A 19336-nucleotide genomic window follows, 5' to 3' on the forward strand; every position below is an offset into this window, starting at 1 on the left:
CGCCTGATCCTGTATAATGGGCAGGTATTGCCATTTTCATGCTATCCATTTTAACACATAAGCGCCGGTCTTTCCACCGTCAAATTGCTTACAATACAGAATCTTACAGAGTTTTTACATTCTTGCGACAACCTTCATCTTCGCACGGGTGCGCAGCTTAGATACGCGGATTTTTTTGTTTAGCAGTAAGGTGACTTCCTGCTAAACAAAAAAATCCGCAGGAAGCCACCTTCCTGCGGATCTCTTGCTCATGCGGTTAATCCGTCCAATATCTCTGAGTCACAATATGCAAGCACATTCTGCCTCATAGCTGCTGTCCGGAACTTTTATCGTCAAATTACTTAAGAGTAATCTTAGCGCCTTCAGCCTCAAGTTTTGTCTTGATGTCGTTAGCTTCGTCTTTGGATGCACCCTGCTTAAGAACCTTCGGAGCGCCGTCTACAACGTCCTTAGCTTCCTTGAGGCCAAGACCTGTTACTTCACGAACAACTTTGATAACTTTAACCTTGTTCGGGCCTACTTCTGTAAGCTCAACGTCGAACTCAGTCTTCTCTTCCTCTGCTGCTGCGCCAGCGCCTGCTGCTGCAACTACTACGCCTGCTGCTGCGGATACACCGAACTCTTCCTCACAAGCCTTTACTAATTCGTTTAACTCTAATACGGATAATTCCTTGATAGCTTCGATAAACTCAGCGGTTGTTAACTTTGCCATTATAATTTACCTCCATAATAATTTATATTTCACGTTTTTTTCACAACTTTTATACAGCATCTATGCTGCCTTTGACGGGATCACGCGATGCGTGTTTCCGCCTGCAGGACCGGGATGAGGATTAAGCCTCTGCCGGAGCCTCTGCGCCCTCGCCGTTCTTCTCTGCGATCTGGTTGAGAACACGAGCGAAGTTTGTGATCGGGGACTGCATGCTTCCAAGAAGTCTTCCAAGAAGAACATCTCTGGACGGGATGCTTGCGATTACACCGATACCTGCTGCATCGTAGTAAGTTCCCTCTACAACGCCGCCTTTTAATTCAAGCTTGTCAGCTTTCTTTGCGAACTCAGCTAATACTCTTGCCGGAGCTGTTGCATCTTCTTTAGAAACAGCAAGTGCTGTCGGTCCTTCAAGATGCGGCTCAAGTGCTTCGAACTCAGTTCCCTTTGCAGCGAAGCGAATCATTGTGTTCTTATATACTTTATAAGAAACACCAGCTTCTCTTAACTGTTTACGAAGAGCAGTATCCTGCTCAACAGTTAATCCACGGTAGTCAACGACTACAGCAGACTTTGCTCCGTTGAGGACTTCAGCGATCTCAGCAACTACCGGCTGCTTTAATTCAACTTTTGCCATGAATGGTTTACCTCCTGTTTTATTTAGTATTGGATTCGCCGTCACAGCATTTTTTCGCTTATCAGAAAAACCTCTCTGTCCGCAGACCGAGAGGTTTACAAAATTCTGTGTGAGTTTTGTACGTCCCTCGGCAGGTGTTTTTACCTTACGCCTTACGGCACCTGCTGTCTTCGGCATTCAATACCCGAATAGTTTATCATAATATATTTGGATTGTCAATCACTTTTTTAGTTTTTTGCATTAAAATACTGCCAGACGGTCAATCCGGCTGTACGCCGCTGGGGCGCAGAACCAGATCAATGTCTGACAGTTAAAATGACACAATCGACTAGTTTGTTAACTTAGCTACGTTTAACTTAACGCCCGGGCCCATTGTGGAAGTAAGAGTAACGCTCTTTAAGTAAGCGCCCTTTACTGTGCTCGGTTTAGCTTTGTTGATTGCATCCATAAGCGTCTGGAAGTTGTCCGCTAACTGTTCTTCTGTGAAAGAAGCCTTACCTACTGGCACGTGGATGATGTTTGTCTTATCGAGTCTGTACTCAATTTTACCAGCTTTGATCTCTTTGATAGCTTTTGTAACGTCCATTGTTACGGTACCAGCCTTCGGGTTCGGCATTAAGCCCTTCGGTCCAAGTACACGACCAAGACGTCCAACAACGCCCATCATATCCGGTGTAGCAACAACTACATCGAAATCTAACCAGCCTTCGTTCTGGATCTTCGGGATTAAATCCTCTGCTCCAACGAAGTCAGCGCCTGCAGCCTGAGCCTCATCAGCCTTCGGTCCTTTAGCGAATACAAGGATACGAACAGTCTTACCTGTTCCGTGCGGCAGAACTACTGCACCACGGATCTGCTGATCAGCATGACGGCCATCACAGCCTGTTCTTAAGTGAGCCTCGATTGTTTCATCAAATTTAGCAACAGCAGACTTTTTAACTAATGCGATTGCATCTGCTGTATCATAAAGAGTAGCGCGGTCGATAGCTTTTGCCGCTTCTACGTATCTTTTTCCTCTTTTCATTATAAAAAACCTCCTGTGGTAGTGTCGGGAGTCCTCCCTCCCACGTGATTGTTGCTGTATATGGAGGTCCGTCCTCCATTCAGTTGCTTACGATCAGTCTGTTACGGTGATACCCATGGAACGAGCAGTACCAGCGATCATGCTTGTAGCAGCCTCGATGCTTGCAGCGTTTAAGTCTGGCATCTTGAGCTCAGCGATCTTCTGTACCTCAGCTCTTGTAAGAGTAGCTACCTTTGCTTTGTTCGGTGTTGCGGAACCGGATTTGATCTTTGCAGCCTTCTTTAATAATACAGCAGCCGGCGGAGTCTTTGTGATGAAGCTGAAGCTTCTGTCAGCGTAAACTGTGATAACAACCGGGATGATCATATCGCCCTGATCAGCAGTTTTAGCGTTGAACTCCTTTGTGAACTGTACGATGTTTACACCGTGCTGTCCAAGAGCCGGTCCAACTGGCGGAGCCGGTGTTGCCTTGCCGGCAGGAATCTGTAATTTAATATAACCTGTAACTTTCTTTGCCATAATTAGGCACCTCCTAAATAATGTGGTAATGTCGGGGATTTCCCTCCCACGCGGGCACAAAGTCCGTTTTCCTAAAAAAGGTACGGACGACCGGTCCGGATCTTAGTCCGTTTACGGTCACATCTTCTTGATTTCAGAAAAGCTCAGTTCCACCGGTGTTTCACGGCCGAACATTTCGACGTTGATTGTAATGGACTGCTTGGACTCATTGACGGTTCTAATGACACCGACGGTATCCTTCCATGCGCCGGCCGTAACAACGACGGTATCTCCGACGGCGAAATCCACAACGACATCCGGTGTCTTAAAGCCAAGGCTCATCATCTCTTCTTCTGAAAGCGGCACCGGCTTGGATCCCGGTCCTACGAATCCGGTCACACCTCTGGTGTTCCGTACAACGTACCATGTATCATCATTCATGATCATATGAATCAGCACATAGCCCGGGAACATCTTACGCTCGACCTGCTTCTGAGCACCGTTTTTAAGCTCGATGACTTCTTCCAGCGGGACGGAGACCTCTAAGATCTGATCCTGAAGACCTCTGTTTTCGATTGTTTTCTCAATGTCAACCTTTACCTTATTCTCATATCCGGAATAAGTGTGTACAACATACCATTGTGCTTCTGACATATCTTCACCTCATCCTTAACCAAGTACAATATTGAGACCAAATTTGATGATCAGGTCAAGGGCTGCGATAACAATCCCCAGAATTACTGTTGATACGACTACAACAACGGTCTCTTTTGTAAGCGTATCTTTATCCGGCCAGATGATCTTATTGAATTCAGCTTTTAAGCCTTTGATAAAGTCCGTTTTAGGGGCTTTCTCATTACTTGCCGTTTCTCCCATAAATTCACGTCCTTCTTGCAAACCGGATTACTTAGTTTCTTTGTGCATCGTATGTCTCTTGCAGAATCTGCAGTACTTCTTTGTCTCCATGCGGTCCGGATGAGTCTTCTTATCCTTCGTCATGTTGTAGTTGCGCTGCTTGCATTCTGTGCATGCCAGTGTAATCTTAGTGCGCACGACTTCCACCTCCGTTTAATTTCTTTGTAAGGCGGCCTTTTCTCTATTCATTGCTATCGTTTTTTGAGCATAAAAAAAAGACCTATATCTTCCATTCGCCCGAATATCATACCATAAGAATTTCGGCTCGTCAAGTATTTCCTTTAAGAACACGGTCTTTCCACGGATTTTTTTATAAAAAAGATATATCCTGCCACACTCAGGCGTCTCCCACTGGTGCAGACAAAAATACACTCTGGCACATTCTCCCGCCAGGCGCAGCAGCCTGCGGCAATCCGCATCTTCGCGCGGGTGTGTAAAAAAGAATGTGCCTTGGCACATTCTCGCGCCTCGCGCGGTCGCTTGCGACAAGCTACATCTTCGCGCGAGTGCGCATCATTGGCACGTTAGTGCCTTTTTTGTGTAATAGGGAATTCCTCAGAATTTCCTATTACACAAAAAAAGACTTCCTGTTTCCACACATTGGAAAGCAGGAAGCCTTCTGAAATCTACAATACCTTTGATAAAAATTCCTTTGTTCTCTCATTCTTCGGATGCGCGAAGAACTCTTCCGGTGGAGCTTCTTCGAGAATTTTTCCCTGATCCATAAACAGCACGCGGTTTGCAACCTCTCTCGCAAAGCCCATCTCGTGGGTGACAACGACCATGGTCATTCCCTCGTTCGCAAGCTCCTTCATGAGATCCAGTACCTCACCTACCATCTCCGGGTCAAGGGCACTCGTCGGCTCGTCAAAGAGGATCACATCCGGTTTCATCGCCAGAGCGCGGACGATGGCCACACGCTGCTTCTGTCCGCCGGAAAGCGTGGACGGGTAAACGTCTGCTTTATCCTCAAGACCGATGCGGCGTAACAGTTCCAGAGCTTCCGCTCTCGCCTGTGCTTTGATCTCCGCCTTTGTCTTCGGCGCATCAGGTGCCAGCGTTCCGTTTCTCTTTGCCTTCTTTAACTCTTTACAGCGTACATAGACCGGTGCCATCATGATATTCTCGATCACCGTCATGTTGTTGAACAGGTTGAAATGCTGGAATACCATCCCCATATGGCGACGATGGATATTGATGTCCACGCGCATATCGGCGATATCTACGCCGTTAAAAATGATGCTGCCGGAGGTCGGATCCTCCATACAGTTCAAACATCTTAAAAATGTACTTTTTCCGGAGCCGGACGGACCGATGACTACAACGATGTCACCTTTATTGATGGTCACATTGATTCCCTTCAGGACTTCCAGATCACCAAATGTTTTTTTCAGATCAATGACGTCTATCACTCTTCTTCAGGCTCCTTTCCATCAGTTTAACAAGAATTGAGATCACCAGCACGAGAACGATGTAGATCGCCGCCATGACAAGATACGGGACCATGAACTCGTAGCTGTTGCTTCCGATATAGTTGAAGGCAACATAAAGATCCGCCGCGCCGACAAAGCTGACAACGGAGGTTTCCTTGATCAGGGCAATAAACTCATTGCCCAGAGTCGGAAGAATATTCTTCACTGCCTGCGGGATCACGATCCGGATCATCGCCGGACCAAAGCCAAGACCGACTGCACGTCCCGCCTCAAGCTGTCCCGGATCAACGGACTGGATACCGCTTCGCATGATCTCGGAAATATACGCGCCGCTGTTCAATCCAAAGACCACCATGGCAACACGGACACCCGGCAGCTTGATCCCCATAAGGGGCAGCATAACGTAGTAGAAGATCAGAAGCTGCACGACCATCGGGGTTCCGCGAAAGAGACCTACGTAGAAGCTGCAAACCGCGTTCAGCGCCCGCGGAAGTGTCTTATATTTCGGCAGGACGCGGACCGTCGCGATGATGGTACCGATCAAAACACCGATAATCATGCCGACTACCGCGATCAGAAGCGTATTCTGCAGACCCTGCACAACTTTGACGTAACCGTTTTTCTCAATAAATATCTGTACAAACTTGTTCCATTTGTTCCCGAAGTTTCCCATAATACCTCCAGATAGCAAAAACACAGCGTTTCCTGCCATGTTCCAATACAGTCAAAAAGCGGGAGCGAACCGTATCCTGCCCCCGCTTTTCTGACCGGTGTTTCCAATATTTTTACTGCATTGCGTTGATCGCCTTTGTGATGCTTTCTGCCGGAGCCGCATCAATGATCACGTACTTCACGTTGCCGTTGATCATATCCTGAACTGCAAGAGATGCACTCTTATACGGTACCCACTCTGCCGGAAGTCCTTCAAAGCCCCAGTCATCACTGCCCTCAACAAAGTACTGTGCTGTGGTTCCCTGCTGTCCGCCAATCTTGTCGCTCGCGCTTAAGCCCTTAAGAACCTCTTCTACGGAAGCTGCATCCTTGCAAGCATCAAAAGCCGTATCATCTGCCAGTGTAACCAGTCTCTGGGATGCTTTATAATACGGATCGGAGAAAGTCACATATTCTTCTCTCTCCTCGTTGATCGTTAAGCCGGCCATTGCGATGTCGCATTTGTGCTGACCAACAGATAAGCATACTGCATCAAAGTCCATGTTTTCAATTACAAGCTCCTTGCCAAGCTCCTGTGCGAACAAAGCTGCGATTTCCATATCGATTCCCTTGTAGCTGTCACCGTCAACATACTCAAACGGCTCAAAGGATGCGTTTGTCGCAACAACAAGCTGATCCTTGGAAGCATCATACTCTGCGGACTCTACTGCAGCCGGCTCACCGTCGCTGAAATACTTATCGCAGATCTCATTGAAGGTTCCGTCCTCCTGGATCTTTGCGATAAATGCATTTACCTGCTCAAGCAGCTCCGGCTGGTCTTTATCCACGCCGAATGCATACTGCTCATCTGTAAGATCATATTCGATCACTTTAACAACTCCTGCTGCCTCATCTTTCTTTTCTGCCGCAGCCTCACCTGCTGTTGTCTCTGTCTTGTTCTCTGCTGCTGCCGTTGTCTCTGTAGTCTTGCTGCCGCAGCCTGTAAGAAGTGATGCCGCCATTGCAGCGGTCAAACATAATGCAATCGCCTTTTTCATAATATTTTCCTCCTCTAACCCAATACGAATTTGCAACTTTTTCGATGGAACCCACTATACCACAGGCCTATACAAAAAGCAAGCGTTTATGCATATGTTTTTGCATATTTATGCAGCCCCTCTCATTCTATAACCTGTATGCATATCACTTTTCCCTGTCCTATCGGCCCCCGGTCATGCAGATCACAACGAAATAGATCCGGCTGATCCCCGATGCCCGCAGGGCTCTCGCGCACGCCTCGATGGTACTGCCCGTTGTATAAATGTCGTCCACAAGGATCACACTCCTGATCCCCTCCGGGATCTCCCCCGCCGCAAAGGCACCGGAAAGGTTCTTAAGCCGCTCCGCTGCCGAAAGATCCTTCTGCGGCAACGTCTTCTTATTTCTCACCAGCATTTCCGGTATCACCGGAATCCCCAGCTTCTTTCCGATGACCCGTGCCAGGATCTCTGCCTGATTGAATCCCCGGGTCTTTTTCCTCGTGGCATGGACCGGCACCGGGACCAGGGCATCTGCCTGCATCCGGCGGATTGTTCGTCCGTACCGTGCCGCCAGAGCTGTCCCGTAAAAATCCAGGTACTCTCTCTTATTATTGTACTTGATCTGCGCCATGGAATGCCTCGCCGCCTCATCGTAATTTAATAAGGCGATCCCATACTCAAAGGCACGCGGATGGCGCATGCAGTCCGGACAGAACTCCAGACTCCCGTCTTCAATCTCTTTTCCACATTTTTTACATACCGGCGATTTTACAAACGAAAGTTTTCGAAGGCAGTCCGGGCAGATCATCCGCCCGAAGCCGCCTGTGATATCCCCGCATACAGGACAGCGGCGGGGATATAGAACATCAAGAATTTTATTGAATTTCATGTTATCTCCAGAATCCGATCTTTCAGCCCCGAATACCGTTTCTGCTCCACCTCATTATCCACCATCGCCTGGAACACCTCCGGGATTCCCACGAGGCAGACGCAGGCTTTCGCCCTCGTAACCGCCGTGTAGATCAGATTTCTCGTCATCAGCATCCGCGGTCCTGAATGGACCGGGATCACCACTGCCGGATATTCGCTTCCCTGGGATTTGTGGATCGTGATCGCGTAGGCAAGCTCCAGCTCCTCCAACTGCTTAAAGCTGTACTCCACCATCCGGCGCTCATCAAACTCTACCTCCATCGTCTCCGCGAAGCTGTTGATGGAGCGGATGATCCCCGTATCCCCGTTGAAAACGCCTTCACCCTTATCCACCGGGATTCCGTAGCGGTTGCGTACTTCCCACTCGATCTGATAATTGTTCTTGATCTGCATGACCTTATCGCCCACACGGAAGATCGTCCCGCCGGACTCTTTCTCCTGCTTATTCGGCGCAGGCGGGTTAAACTTCTCCTGAAGCTGCTTATTTAATGCCTCCACTCCGAGAGCACCTTTCCGCATCGGCGTCATGATCTGGATATCCGACATCTCCGCATGGACGTAGTTCGGCAGCTTATCCTGTACAAGGACCATCATATCCTTCACGATGTCCGCCGGATAGTCACGGCGAATAAAAAGGAAATCACGGCTCTTCTTATTTAAGGGAACCACCTCGCCGTCATTGATCTTATGGGCATTGACAATAATGTCACTCTGGGCCGCCTGGCGGAAGATCTTTGTAAGTTTTACGACAGGGAACGCCTCAGACGCGATCATATCCCGCAGAACATTTCCCGGTCCGACGCTCGGAAGCTGGTTTACATCGCCCACAAGGATCAGCCTCGTTCCTACATTCACCGCCTTTAAGAGCGAGTGGATCAGGCTGATATCCACCATGGACATTTCATCGATGATGATCACATCCGCGTCGAGAGGATTTTCCTCGTTCCGCTCAAAATGCATGCCCTCCAGCCGGTTTTCTCCGGAATTCCCGTTATTTTTCGGATCCGCGACAGGCGCCCCGGTCAGCTCCAGAAGGCGATGGATCGTCTTTGCCTCATATCCGGTCGCCTCCGTCATGCGCTTTGCCGCACGCCCCGTCGGGGCCGCCAGAAGGATCTCCATATCTTCCTGGTCAAAATAGTGGATAATCGTGTTGATCGTCGTTGTTTTACCAGTTCCAGGTCCTCCGGTGATAATAAGGAGACCATTGCTCACCGCCTCCATCACCGCCTGCTCCTGGAGCTCATCCAGCTCGATCTTCTCCGCCTCCGTGATCTTTTTGAGCCGTTTTTTCACGTCCTCCTCATTGATCTTCGAGTGGATATTCAGATCATGCAGCATTCTCGCCGTATTGAGTTCCATATAGTAGAACTGTGCCGGATAGATGATCCGCTTTCCGTCCTTCTCCTTCACCACCAGCTTCTTCTCCATCTGGAGATCCACCAGGTGTTTTTCCATGTGCTCCGGTTCCACATTTAAGAGCGCTGATGCGTTGGCAAACAGCTCCTCCTCCGGCAGATATGTATGGCCGTTTCCCGTCGCCTGGAGCAGTGCATAGAAGAGTCCGCTGCGGATCCGGTAATCGGAATCCGTAAAGATACCGACTTTCGCCGCGATCTCATCCGCGATCTTAAAGCCTACGCCCTGGATATCATCCGCGAGCTGATAAGGATTTTCCTGGATGACCGAGTACATCTTCGGACCGTAATGCTGGTAGATCTTCACCGCAAGGTTCATGGAAATCCCGTACTGCTGGAGGAAGACCATCGCCTGACGCATATCCCGTTTTTCCTCCACCTGGCTGCTGATCTCCATCGCCATGCGCTCGCTGACGCCCTTGACCTCAGCGAGACGTTCCGGCTCCTCCTCCATGATCCGGAAGGTGTCCGCCTTGAACTTCTTTACGATCCTTTTAGCTAAAGCAGCTCCGATGCCTTTGATAGCACCGGAGCCGAGATACCGTTCAATTGCCAGTGTGTCCTCGGGAGCCTTTATCTCATAGCTCTCCACCGCAAGCTGTTCACCGTAGATGGAGTGTTCCACCATCCGGCCCGTCGCCTCGATCCGCTCTCCCTCGCTGATGTAGGGAAATGTGCCGACGAGGATATATTCTTCTCCCCCGTCCGCCACGCTTAAGACCGAATAACCGTTATCCTCATTGCGGTATTTGATTCTTTCCACATAGCCTGTTACAGTTGCCATTTTTATTTTTCTGCGCCTTTTCCGCCGTGTGCGAACTCGATAAACTTACCGGTTCCGATCGCAACCGCTGTAAGCGGCTCCTCCGCGATCATTGTCGTGATTCCGGTCTTCTCCTCGATCAGGGCATCAAGTCCAGAGATCAGGGATCCACCGCCGGTAAGAACGATTCCGCGGTCGAAGATATCGGCCGCGAGCTCCGGTGGGGTACGTTCCAATACATTGTGTACAGCGTCTACGATCTGCATCGCCGGCTCTCTTAACGCCTCAAGTGTCTCGTCGGATGTAACAACGATCGTCTTCGGAAGACCTGTCACAAGGTTTCTTCCGCGGACTTCCATCGTCACAAGCTCCGGACGGCGGTAAGCTGCGCCGATATTGATCTTGATCTCCTCAGCGGTTCTCTCACCGATCAGAAGATTGTGTTTCTTTCTCATATAGCGGACAAGGGCTTCATCGAAGTCATCTCCGGCCGTCTTGATCGAGGTGCTGACTACAGTACCGCCGAGAGAGATGACTGCGATATCCGCAGTACCGCCTCCGATATCTACGATCATATTTCCGCATGCCTTGGAGATATCAATTCCGGCACCGATTGCTGCTGCAACCGGCTCTTCGATAATGCAGACCTCACGGGCACCTGCCTGGTAAGTCGCATCCTCTACGGCCTTTCTCTCAACTTCCGTTGCACCGCTCGGGATGCAGACTGCGATACGCGGTTTTCTCAAGGTTCTCTTTCCGACCGCTTTGTTGATGAAATATTTTAACATCTTCTCGGTTACGGTATAATCGGAAATAACACCTTTTCTCAGCGGTCTTACCGCTACGATATTACCCGGAGTACGTCCGATCATCAGACGCGCCTCCTCACCGAAAGTAATTACTTTATTTGTTTCCCTGTCCAGTGCTACTACGGACGGTTCCTTTAAAACAACGCCTTTTCCTTTAATATAAACAAGGATGCTGGCGGTACCCAAGTCAATTCCAATGTCGTTTGACATCATCATTGTCGTCTTCCTCCTGTCTTTCTAACTGAAAATCTCCTGAATCTATTTCCGCGTCCGATACAGGACGCGCCTCGCTTCTCTCTATCAGAAAACCCTGTCCCCGCAAAATATATCCTGCATTGTACTGCATATTTCTGCAGCTTTCATGATCTCGCAGTATTTCCGGTCACGAAAGTGACCGCACATACAGGGCGCGAAATATCAGTCTTTATTATATACGAAAGGCATTTGTTTTTAAAGGGGTTTTTGAAATTTTTTACTGTACCCACACGCCGTTCTTATCAACATAATACTTTCCGTCGATCATCCGGCTCGTAAGCATCGCGCCGTCAGTTCCGCAATAGTACCATGTCCCGTTCGTCTGTACCCACTGGTTCTTCACCATCGCGCCGCCGGCTCCGCAGTAATACCACTGGTTATTATTCAGGATCCACTGGTTCTCCACCATATATCCGGACTGGTTAAAATAGTACCAGACATTGTTGATCTGCTTCCAGTTTGCGACCGGATATGTCTTATCCGGATTGCACCACCACCAGCCATTGCTGTCGCGGAGCCATGCGCCATTCGCTGAACCGGTCGTACTTCCGCTTGTCTGGCTCCCCGAACCGGAAGTACCGTTTCCATAGTACGCAGACGCCGCGTTCCGGTTCGCATAGATCGCAGCGGCTCCGCCCCGGTCTACATCCTTCGGCTCAGACTCTTTCCAGCTGCTCTCATCACTTCCGCGGATTGCCTTGACTTTAAATGTATAACTGCCTTCTTTTGTGAATGATCCGCAGAAATTATAATAGTTATTTGTCGTCGTGTATGCGGAACCTACGCTGTCCCCGTCGCGGTATAAACGAACCTGATATTTCTTTGCATATTCTGTTCCTTCCCAATATGCAACTCCGCCATAGCTGTCGTCCCAGGAGAGATCATAGACATCCAGATCATAATCTTCATCATCATACTCCGAATCAATATCCGAGATCTGCTGAAGTGTCACATATACATACAATTTTGATGTACTTCTTGTCACCGATGTCACCTTCTGTTCATCATTTCCAAGATATACATCTGATTTGCTCAGTCCGGACGAAAACGCGTAGTCACTCTCGGCACCGATCGTAATCTTAACCTTCGGCTTCGTATCATCATTCCAGTCTCCGTTCGGCTCGTTGGTAATGGAGATCTCATCCACATAGCAGCCGTCATCTGACACATCCGCCTCCACTTCCAGGTTGTCCGAATCCGTCAGGACTGCATTGATATCGATCGTGACCTCCTCGATCTTTTCCGATGCCATTGCCGGGAATGCCAGCAGGGCAGTCATAAGAAGTGCTGCCGGTATTGCAACTATTTTTTCTTTCTTCATTGTGAACCTCCCGTTTTCCTGTCATGGATATTCAGATTTATCAGGTCAGTAGCTTAAAAATCCTCCTGCTGAAAACTGCATCGGATCTTCAACCTTCGTCCCTTATATTATTCCATATTATACCAGAAATTTATGAATGATTTATGTTCAAATTTCCTGTTAAACTTCGGCAAAATTGCGGCACATCTCTGGTAAATCCGTGTCACGGAATCTATCGACTGTTTTCGACATAATTCTTTCTAAATCGTTAAGTAAATTTACTTTCTTTTAATTTTTTACTCACATTTTAGACACATTTTGCCTCTATAATACAATTACGTTATCCGAAAGGATAACCTGCCTTTGTTTCAAGTATTACACTTGAACACACAAAGCTTTTTCATACTCATACCTGTCGGAGGCGACTTCGGCAGGTCCCCCTAAAAAAATTGATACTTTCCATACTCCCCTTAGGGACTGCAGGAACGGCTGCGGTTCCTATTTTTTTGCCCATGATCTCCGCATTTTTTCACGCTTCTATCGACGCTTCCCATTCCATTGACTTTCATTCCATCTCACGGTATAGTAAATGTAATAACATTACCCGGATGCAGGACGCTGTTCACCGGTGTTGTCTCTGCACTGCGGTTCATTACACGAGGGGGGAATTATTATGAAATCGCTTAAACGTATCGCTGCAGCCGCATTATCTGCTGCACTCTGTTTTTCCATGACTGTTCCGGCCTACGCCGACCACTATCGGACTCCAAAGTCCATCAAGGGCGTTCTGATCAATGAGCACGCCCAGATTCCGGACGTTCTCGAGGTCGGTGCTTCTCAGGTCGTTTTAAACTTTCCGATGTCCTGGGCATTCAGCAGCCAGTTATCTGTCTGCCAGGATCTCTACACAAAGCTTGACCAGGCGGGTGTCACCGTGACGCTGATCGTCTTAAACGACTGGGCGGCAGCGAGCTACAGCCCGTCTCTTCTTCCGGTCTCCCAGCCAACCGGTGCAAACTACTACGCATTCAACACTTTAAACGATGCAGGCGTCCAGTCCATAAGAGATGCCGCAAAGCGCGTCACAGAGGCATTCAAGGATTGTGTCTCCAACTGGGTCATCGGCAACGAAGTCAATGACGGCCAGACGTGGAACTATATCGGACAGATGGATATTGACACCTACTGTTCCAACTACTCTACCGGATTCCGCACCTGGTACGACACCATCAAAGGTTCCAACAAGCTGGCAAATGTTTATATCCCGTTTGACTTCCGCTGGAACTGCGGACAGGTCGAGGGCTTCAAGTACGGCGCTATGGACATGATCCCGCGGTTAAACAGCCGCCTGGAAGATACTGACTACGGCATCGCATGGCATGCATACCCGGAGACTTTCGAGGATCCGGTCTTCACCGATGATATCTATACGCTGGAGAAAGCAGATACTTATATTATCAACCTGAAGAACCTCCACGTTCTGACCGACTATATGCAGCAGGCAGACATGCTCTCCCCGACCGGAAAAGTCCGTCACCTGATCCTCTCCGAGCAGGGATTCACATCAGATTCCCCGGCCCACGGCGGTCAGTGCCTCGATCTGCAGGCCCAGTGCATCAAGGAAGCTTACGAGACCGCAAGGGCAAATCCGTATGTGGAAGCCTTCCTGCTGAACCGTATGAAGGATGAGCAGGGACTTCTCGGAGCCCATTATGCATTCGGTCTCATTGATGTAAACGGAAATAAAAAGCCAAGTTTTGAGGTATATAAAAATCTTCAGTAATTTCCCCATTGCTCAACCGTCCGTATTAAAGATACAGCAGACAGCCAGATACTTTTACAATAAATCAATTGACAAAACAGCCGTCCCGGTCATATCCAGGGCGGCTGTTTTCACATCTGTTTGCTTTTTCCATATCCGTTCTCCCGTTGCACCTTGTTATTTCCCCGTTTCTGTCGTATGATATGGATAATCTGAATTTACAACCGAGAGGAGATCTATGTACACTTACACCTGGTATCAATGGCTTACGTTTTTTTATCTATACTGTTTCTTTGGATGGATCTTCGAGTCCACCTATGTTTCCTTAAAACAGAAGCAATTCGTGAACCGCGGCTTTCTGCGGCTGCCGATGCTGCCGTTATACGGGAGCGGCGCGGTGATGATGTTATGGGTATCTCTCCCGTTTCAGGACAGCCTGATCCTCACCTATATCTCCGGCGTTATCGGTGCCACGGCTCTGGAGTACGTGACCGGATATGTGATGGAGCGTCTTTTCAAAGTCCGCTACTGGGATTACAGCAACCAGCCCTTTAATATTCACGGTTATATCTGTCTCAGCTCCTCCATCGCCTGGGGATTTCTGACGATCTTTATGACACACCTGATCCATAAGCCTATTGCGCGGGCCGTCCTCGCGATGCCGCTCTACTGGGATCTGTTTTTTGTATTTTTTGTGACTGTGCTCTTTGTTTACGATTCCATCGTCTGCACGAAGGAAGCGCTTGCCTTCGGAAAGTCCCTGGAAGCTATGCAGAAGCTCCGTGCGGAACTTGACAATCTTCAGGTACAGCGTGCGCTCCTCAAGATGAATACTGAAGACCGCTTACAGGCCGCCAAAGAAGAACTGCTGGATCAGATCGAGGCAAAGAAAGTTCAGGCTGCAGCCCTCACCGGAATGAGTATGGAAGAACTCCGGGAAAAAGCCGGTACAAAGCTGGGAGCCATCAAGGAAAAACCAGCTGCTGGCATGTCCATGATTCGCGAAAAAGCCGGATCCGCCGCAGGTTCCATCCGCGATCTCTCCAATGTCAGCCTTGAGGAATTAAAGGCAAAGGCTGGAGGAAAGCTCGACAGTCTGAAAGACCTTACCGGAATCCATCTGGAAGCACTCCGCGGAAAATCTGCGGAACAGCTTGCCGAAATGTTAAAGGAACGGGAGTCCCGCCTCGCTGCACTCCGAAAGGAACGCCGCCGTTTCCGCAAAGAAAGAATCCGTTCCAACCCAACCGCTGTTTCCACGAAATATGCACGGGAATTTGAAGAATTAAAGAAATACTTTGAGGCCGAAGGAAGAAACGCAACGCCACAGTAGAAAACGGAAATTTCTTCCGAGCATAAAAAAGAGGTTCATCTCCAGATAATCGGAAATGAACCTCTTTTTTCTGTTTTTCAGGTCTTACGCCTCCGGTTTTTCAACCTGAACGATCGCCTGTTTCTGCATCGGGATACGGCAGTTCTTATTGTTGCCAAACTCAACGATAACGGTATCGTCTGTCATATCAATGATCACTCCGTAGAATCCGCTGGATGTCAGCACGCTGTCACCGACTGCGATGCTTGCCATCAGTTCCTGCATTTTTTTCTTTTCCTTCTGCTGCGGTCTGATCGCAATGAAGTACATGAAAGCAAAGATTAAAACAATATATCCAATCCAAAATGCCGGGCTGTTAGTCATATCCGTTGCACCTCCTTTTCTTATACCTTGTCTTTATAGTTCCCTGTCACGCCCTCCAACTTTTTCTCTTTGTACTCGGCATAACAGTGGTTCTCGATAGCTTCCCTGATCTCCGTCATCATCGTGTTGTAGAAGTAAAGATTGTGGAGCACGCATAAGCGCATTCCGAGCATCTCTTTTGCCTTCAGGAGATGGCGGATATAGGCCCTGCTGTATGAGCGGCAGGCCGGACACTGGCATCCCTCTTCGATGGGGCGCATATCCTTTGAAAACTGCTCATTAAACAGGTTAATCTTTCCGTGGTTTGTATATACATGACCATGACGGCCATTTCTTGTCGGGTAAACGCAGTCGAAGAAATCAACGCCGCGGTCCACCGCCTCAAGGATGTTCGCCGGGGTTCCGACGCCCATCAGGTAAGTCGGTTTCTCTTCCGGGAGATGCGGAACCACCGCATCGAGGATGCGGTACATCTCCTCATGGCTCTCACCGACCGCAAGTCCGCCGACCGCGTAGCCGTCGCAGTTCATCTTCGAGATCGTATCTGCATGCGCGATCCGGATATCCTCGAAGGTTCCGCCCTGATTGATGCCGAACAGAAGCTGTTCCTTATTGACGGTATCCGGCAGGGAATTTAATCTCGCCATCTCCGCCTGACATCTCGCCAGCCATCTTGTAGTTCTCGCGACAGAATTCTCCATGTATTCTCTGGTACACGGATGTGGAGCGCACTCATCGAATGCCATCGCGATGGTGGAACCAAGGTTTGACTGGATCTGCATGCTCTCCTCCGGTCCCATGAAGATCTTATGACCATCGATGTGGGAGTTGAAGTAGACGCCCTCTTCCTTGATCTTTCTGAGTCCGGCGAGGGAAAATACCTGAAATCCGCCGGAATCGGTGAGGATCGGACGATCCCAGTTCATAAACCTGTGGAGACCGCCGAGCTCCTTGATCAGCTTGTCGCCGGTCCGGACATGAAGATGGTAGGTGTTGGAAAGCTCCACCTGTGTCCCGATCCCGCGAAGGTCATCGGTGGACACAGCGCCCTTGATCGCGGCGACAGTTCCTACATTCATGAATACCGGCGTGTGGATCGTGCCGTGGACTGTCTCTACGTCAGCCCGTTTGGCACGTCCGTCTTTTGCCAGAATCTTATATTTCATATTTTTCTTGCCTTATCGTTATTTTCGGAGCAACACTCTTCCGGCTATTTTCCGGATTTCTTCGCTTCCTTTGCTGCCTTCTCAGCATCCTTCTTTGCCTGTTTTTCAGCTGCGTCCTTCTTCTGCTTCTTTGTAGTCATAACATACCACATAGCGCCTGTCAGGCATACGGAAGAGTAGGTACCACAAATGATACCTGCCATTAACGGGAGTGCGAACTCACGGATGGAGGATACGCCCATGATGAACAGAACAAATACCATGACAAAGGTCGTCAGGGATGTATTGATGCTTCGTGTGAAGGTCTGGGTGATACTTGTATTTACAATATCAACAGTGGATGCCTTCGGTCCCATGAGCTTGATGTTCTCACGGATACGGTCGAAGATAACGATCGTCGCGTTGATAGAGTATCCGACGATAGTAAGCAGGCAGGCGATCGCTGTGGAACCAACGGACCACTTTGCGAGGGCATAGCATGCAACTACAACCAATACGTCATGGACAAGAGCTAAAACAGCACTTGCAGCGAAACGGATATCCTTGAATCGTACCCAGATATAGAGAAGCATAAATACGGTAGCGATCGCTGTAGCCATAACCGCGTCGCGCTTCATCTCAGCACTTACCGCACCGGAGATGCTCTCTGCGGTGATCTTTGACTCATCAACACCGAAGTTCTCAACAAGTGCCTCGTCTAATGCCTGACGCTCTTCCACGCTTAAGGTTCTTGTCTTGATGATCACCTCGTTTGTTCCGGCAACCTTCTGTGTCTGCGTATCCGCACTGTTTGTGATGGATTCGACTACCGGAACGACCTCGCTTGAGATTCTCTCCAGGGACATGTCCTCATTGAAGGTCACGCTTGTGGAGGTACCGCCCTGGAAGTCAAGGGAGTAATTGAACGCGTTTCCGATGGAGGACTTGTTCATTACCATTCCTGCAACACCTGCGAGGATCATGACAGCTGAGATGATAAAGCAGATATTTCTCTTTCCGAGGAAGTTGATCGCCTTCTTCTCTTTTCTGATGCCGTAGAACTTCTGATCCTGGAAGCCAAGGTTATACAGGGTGTTCAGTGTGAACTTTGTAACGAAAAGTGCTGTGAACATGGAAAGAACGATACCAAGGGCAAGTGTTGTAGCGAATCCCTTAACTGTACCGGAGCCTCTCCAGTAAAGAACAGCCGCTGCGATCAGTGTTGTCACGTTACCATCGACGATGGCGGATAACGCTTTCGCAAAACCTGTCTTGATCGCGGAATGAACTGTCTTTCCGAGACCGATCTCCTCCTTGATACGGGTGAAGATGATGACGTTCGCATCAACTGCCATACCGATAGAAAGGATGATACCGGCAATACCCGGAAGTGTTAATGTAACCTCAAAGGCCGCGAGCAGGATCAGCATCAATGCCACATAGAGGCAGAGTGCAAGGGATGCCGCAAGACCCGGGACGAGGTAAACTACGATCATGAATACGCATACGATTCCGAAACCGATCGCGCCGGCCTTTAAGCTTGTCGTGATCGCTTCCTGACCAAGTTTCGCGCCTACCACGTTGGAACGGAGCTCCTCCAGTTCCAGGGAAAGGGAACCGATACGGATCGTGGACGCAAGATTCTCAGCCTCTTCATAGGAAGTCATGCCGGAGATAGAGGCCTGTCCGCCTGTGATCGCCTGCTGTACGGTCGGGTTAGAGTACATCACATTATCGTAAACGATCGCGATCTTCTTGCCGACGTTCGCTGCAGTCACATCTGCGAATTTCTTAGTACCTTCATCCGTAAATGTAAGCGCTACTTCATAGTTATTGTTTCCTGTCTGCTGGTCTTTATAGATCACAGCTTTCGCAGAAGCTACATCGGTTCCTTCCAGTACAACATTCCAGTTCTCATCATAGAACTGTAAGGATCCCGGCTTACCGAGCTCTTCCAGGATCTTGTTCGCGTCTGTGACACCCGGAATATCAACATTGATACGGTTTCCGCCTTCCTGGTAAACCTCTGCCTCAGAGCTGTAGTTCTGTACTCTCTGCTGCAGCTTGTACTGGGTATCGGACATATCCTCGGCGCTCGGATTCTCTTCCTTCGCCTGGTAGGTAATGCTGACGCCGCCTGCCAGATCCAGACCGAGCTTGATTCCGCCATTCTGGGAAGTTACCCCGTTCTCATCGGTGACCAACTTACTCTTCTGAAGAGTATCATAGCCGAAAAATCCGAAGATACCGAGCACAACGAGCAGTCCCAGGAGGCCGAGCAGTCCCTTTCCTTTGTTGCTCTTCATGATAAAATCTCCTTCTTGATATGATTTCGAGGTTCAAAAGGCTTT

General features: G+C 49.1%; 19 protein-coding genes and 1 other annotated feature. Of the genes, 2 read left to right on the forward strand and 17 right to left on the reverse strand.

From position 1 onward, the window contains the following. Positions 1–337 precede the first annotated feature (337 nt). The 14 genes from rplL to V2546_RS00685 form a co-directional block, all read right to left on the reverse strand. Positions 338–712: a 50S ribosomal protein L7/L12 gene (gene rplL / locus V2546_RS00620; RefSeq protein WP_015553100.1), complete on the reverse strand. Its 375-nt coding sequence runs from the start codon at positions 710–712 to the stop codon at positions 338–340. Between the two features lie 121 nt (positions 713–833). Beyond that, positions 834–1346: a 50S ribosomal protein L10 gene (gene rplJ, locus V2546_RS00625; RefSeq protein WP_021904618.1), complete on the reverse strand. Its 513-nt coding sequence runs from the start codon at positions 1344–1346 to the stop codon at positions 834–836. A 54-nt stretch (positions 1347–1400) separates the two neighbouring features. Continuing rightward, positions 1401–1538: a sequence feature (ribosomal protein L10 leader region), on the reverse strand. Positions 1539–1674: 136 nt separating this feature from the next. Next, the gene (gene rplA, locus V2546_RS00630; protein WP_015553098.1) at positions 1675–2370 is read right to left on the reverse strand and encodes a 50S ribosomal protein L1; all 696 of its coding nucleotides are present in this window, start codon (positions 2368–2370) and stop codon (positions 1675–1677) included. Positions 2371–2463: 93 nt separating this feature from the next. Next, positions 2464–2889, reverse strand: coding sequence for a 50S ribosomal protein L11 (gene rplK / locus V2546_RS00635; protein ID WP_117469078.1), 426 nt, complete (start codon positions 2887–2889; stop codon positions 2464–2466). A 117-nt stretch (positions 2890–3006) separates the two neighbouring features. Then, positions 3007–3522 (reverse strand): transcription termination/antitermination protein NusG, encoded by a 516-nt coding sequence (gene nusG / locus V2546_RS00640; protein ID WP_117484019.1) that lies wholly within the window; start codon positions 3520–3522, stop codon positions 3007–3009. 15 nt (positions 3523–3537) lie between these two features. Next, entirely contained in the window at positions 3538–3744 is a 207-nt protein-coding gene (gene secE, locus V2546_RS00645; protein WP_015553095.1) for a preprotein translocase subunit SecE, read from the reverse strand. A 27-nt stretch (positions 3745–3771) separates the two neighbouring features. Further along, a complete protein-coding gene (gene rpmG / locus V2546_RS00650; RefSeq protein WP_008726232.1) occupies positions 3772–3921 on the reverse strand; it encodes a 50S ribosomal protein L33 in 150 nt (49 codons plus the stop codon). 488 nt (positions 3922–4409) lie between these two features. Next, positions 4410–5195, reverse strand: coding sequence for an amino acid ABC transporter ATP-binding protein (locus tag V2546_RS00655; protein WP_329751283.1), 786 nt, complete (start codon positions 5193–5195; stop codon positions 4410–4412). Continuing rightward, a complete protein-coding gene (locus V2546_RS00660) occupies positions 5179–5889 on the reverse strand; it encodes an amino acid ABC transporter permease (RefSeq protein ID WP_021904616.1) in 711 nt (236 codons plus the stop codon). Before V2546_RS00660 ends, V2546_RS00655 begins: the two co-directional genes overlap by 17 nt. A 112-nt stretch (positions 5890–6001) precedes the next feature. Then, a complete protein-coding gene (locus V2546_RS00665; RefSeq protein ID WP_329751284.1) occupies positions 6002–6925 on the reverse strand; it encodes a transporter substrate-binding domain-containing protein in 924 nt (307 codons plus the stop codon). 160 nt (positions 6926–7085) lie between these two features. After that, the gene (locus tag V2546_RS00670; protein ID WP_329751285.1) at positions 7086–7796 is read right to left on the reverse strand and encodes a ComF family protein; all 711 of its coding nucleotides are present in this window, start codon (positions 7794–7796) and stop codon (positions 7086–7088) included. Further along, positions 7793–10039 (reverse strand): SF1B family DNA helicase RecD2, encoded by a 2247-nt coding sequence (recD2, locus tag V2546_RS00675; protein WP_329751286.1) that lies wholly within the window; start codon positions 10037–10039, stop codon positions 7793–7795. Before recD2 ends, V2546_RS00670 begins: the two co-directional genes overlap by 4 nt. A gap of 2 nt (positions 10040–10041) precedes the next feature. Beyond that, complete coding sequence (gene mreB, locus V2546_RS00680; RefSeq protein ID WP_015553090.1) at positions 10042–11043, reverse strand: rod shape-determining protein; 1002 nt, start codon at positions 11041–11043, stop codon at positions 10042–10044. 256 nt (positions 11044–11299) lie between these two features. Next, a complete protein-coding gene (locus tag V2546_RS00685; RefSeq protein WP_215702619.1) occupies positions 11300–12403 on the reverse strand; it encodes a hypothetical protein in 1104 nt (367 codons plus the stop codon). 652 nt (positions 12404–13055) lie between these two features. On the opposite strand from V2546_RS00685, the gene V2546_RS00690 reads away from it, so the two are divergent. Then, complete coding sequence (locus tag V2546_RS00690) at positions 13056–14165, forward strand: DUF5722 domain-containing protein (protein ID WP_329751287.1); 1110 nt, start codon at positions 13056–13058, stop codon at positions 14163–14165. A 217-nt stretch (positions 14166–14382) separates the two neighbouring features. Next, positions 14383–15477, forward strand: coding sequence for a putative ABC transporter permease (locus tag V2546_RS00695; protein ID WP_329751288.1), 1095 nt, complete (start codon positions 14383–14385; stop codon positions 15475–15477). 84 nt (positions 15478–15561) lie between these two features. On the opposite strand, the gene yajC is transcribed toward V2546_RS00695, so the two are convergent. The 3 genes from yajC to secD are packed head-to-tail and all read right to left on the reverse strand — an operon-like array spanning position 15562 to position 19291. Then, a complete protein-coding gene (gene yajC / locus V2546_RS00700; protein ID WP_015553085.1) occupies positions 15562–15840 on the reverse strand; it encodes a preprotein translocase subunit YajC in 279 nt (92 codons plus the stop codon). Positions 15841–15860: 20 nt separating this feature from the next. Then, the gene (tgt, locus tag V2546_RS00705) at positions 15861–17006 is read right to left on the reverse strand and encodes a tRNA guanosine(34) transglycosylase Tgt (protein WP_015553084.1); all 1146 of its coding nucleotides are present in this window, start codon (positions 17004–17006) and stop codon (positions 15861–15863) included. Positions 17007–17050: 44 nt separating this feature from the next. Continuing rightward, positions 17051–19291 carry a protein translocase subunit SecD gene (secD, locus tag V2546_RS00710; RefSeq protein WP_329751289.1) on the reverse strand — a complete coding sequence of 747 codons (2241 nt, stop codon included), beginning with the start codon at positions 19289–19291 and terminating at the stop codon, positions 17051–17053. Between the last annotated feature and the right edge of the window lie 45 nt (positions 19292–19336).

The organism is Clostridium sp. CM74B_53 (assembly GCF_036318045.1).
Lineage (GTDB): Bacteria > Bacillota > Clostridia > Lachnospirales > Lachnospiraceae > Pilosibacter.

Bases quoted from the DNA above. Each gene is read 5' to 3' on its own strand.
- rplA (WP_015553098.1), bottom strand. From the start codon at position 2,370: ATGAAAAGAGGAAAAAGATACGTAGAAGCGGCAAAAGCTATCGACCGC.
- V2546_RS00695 (WP_329751288.1), top strand. From the start codon at position 14,383: ATGTACACTTACACCTGGTATCAATGGCTTACGTTTTTTTATCTATAC.
- rplK (WP_117469078.1), bottom strand. From the start codon at position 2,889: ATGGCAAAGAAAGTTACAGGTTATATTAAATTACAGATTCCTGCCGGC.
- rplL (WP_015553100.1), bottom strand. From the start codon at position 712: ATGGCAAAGTTAACAACCGCTGAGTTTATCGAAGCTATCAAGGAATTA.
- rplJ (WP_021904618.1), bottom strand. From the start codon at position 1,346: ATGGCAAAAGTTGAATTAAAGCAGCCGGTAGTTGCTGAGATCGCTGAA.
- nusG (WP_117484019.1), bottom strand. From the start codon at position 3,522: ATGTCAGAAGCACAATGGTATGTTGTACACACTTATTCCGGATATGAG.
- V2546_RS00665 (WP_329751284.1), bottom strand. From the start codon at position 6,925: ATGAAAAAGGCGATTGCATTATGTTTGACCGCTGCAATGGCGGCATCA.
- V2546_RS00670 (WP_329751285.1), bottom strand. From the start codon at position 7,796: ATGAAATTCAATAAAATTCTTGATGTTCTATATCCCCGCCGCTGTCCT.
- mreB (WP_015553090.1), bottom strand. From the start codon at position 11,043: ATGATGATGTCAAACGACATTGGAATTGACTTGGGTACCGCCAGCATC.
- yajC (WP_015553085.1), bottom strand. From the start codon at position 15,840: ATGACTAACAGCCCGGCATTTTGGATTGGATATATTGTTTTAATCTTT.
- secE (WP_015553095.1), bottom strand. From the start codon at position 3,744: ATGGGAGAAACGGCAAGTAATGAGAAAGCCCCTAAAACGGACTTTATC.
- V2546_RS00685 (WP_215702619.1), bottom strand. From the start codon at position 12,403: ATGAAGAAAGAAAAAATAGTTGCAATACCGGCAGCACTTCTTATGACT.
- recD2 (WP_329751286.1), bottom strand. From the start codon at position 10,039: ATGGCAACTGTAACAGGCTATGTGGAAAGAATCAAATACCGCAATGAG.
- secD (WP_329751289.1), bottom strand. From the start codon at position 19,291: ATGAAGAGCAACAAAGGAAAGGGACTGCTCGGCCTCCTGGGACTGCTC.
- V2546_RS00660 (WP_021904616.1), bottom strand. From the start codon at position 5,889: ATGGGAAACTTCGGGAACAAATGGAACAAGTTTGTACAGATATTTATT.
- V2546_RS00690 (WP_329751287.1), top strand. From the start codon at position 13,056: ATGAAATCGCTTAAACGTATCGCTGCAGCCGCATTATCTGCTGCACTC.
- tgt (WP_015553084.1), bottom strand. From the start codon at position 17,006: ATGAAATATAAGATTCTGGCAAAAGACGGACGTGCCAAACGGGCTGAC.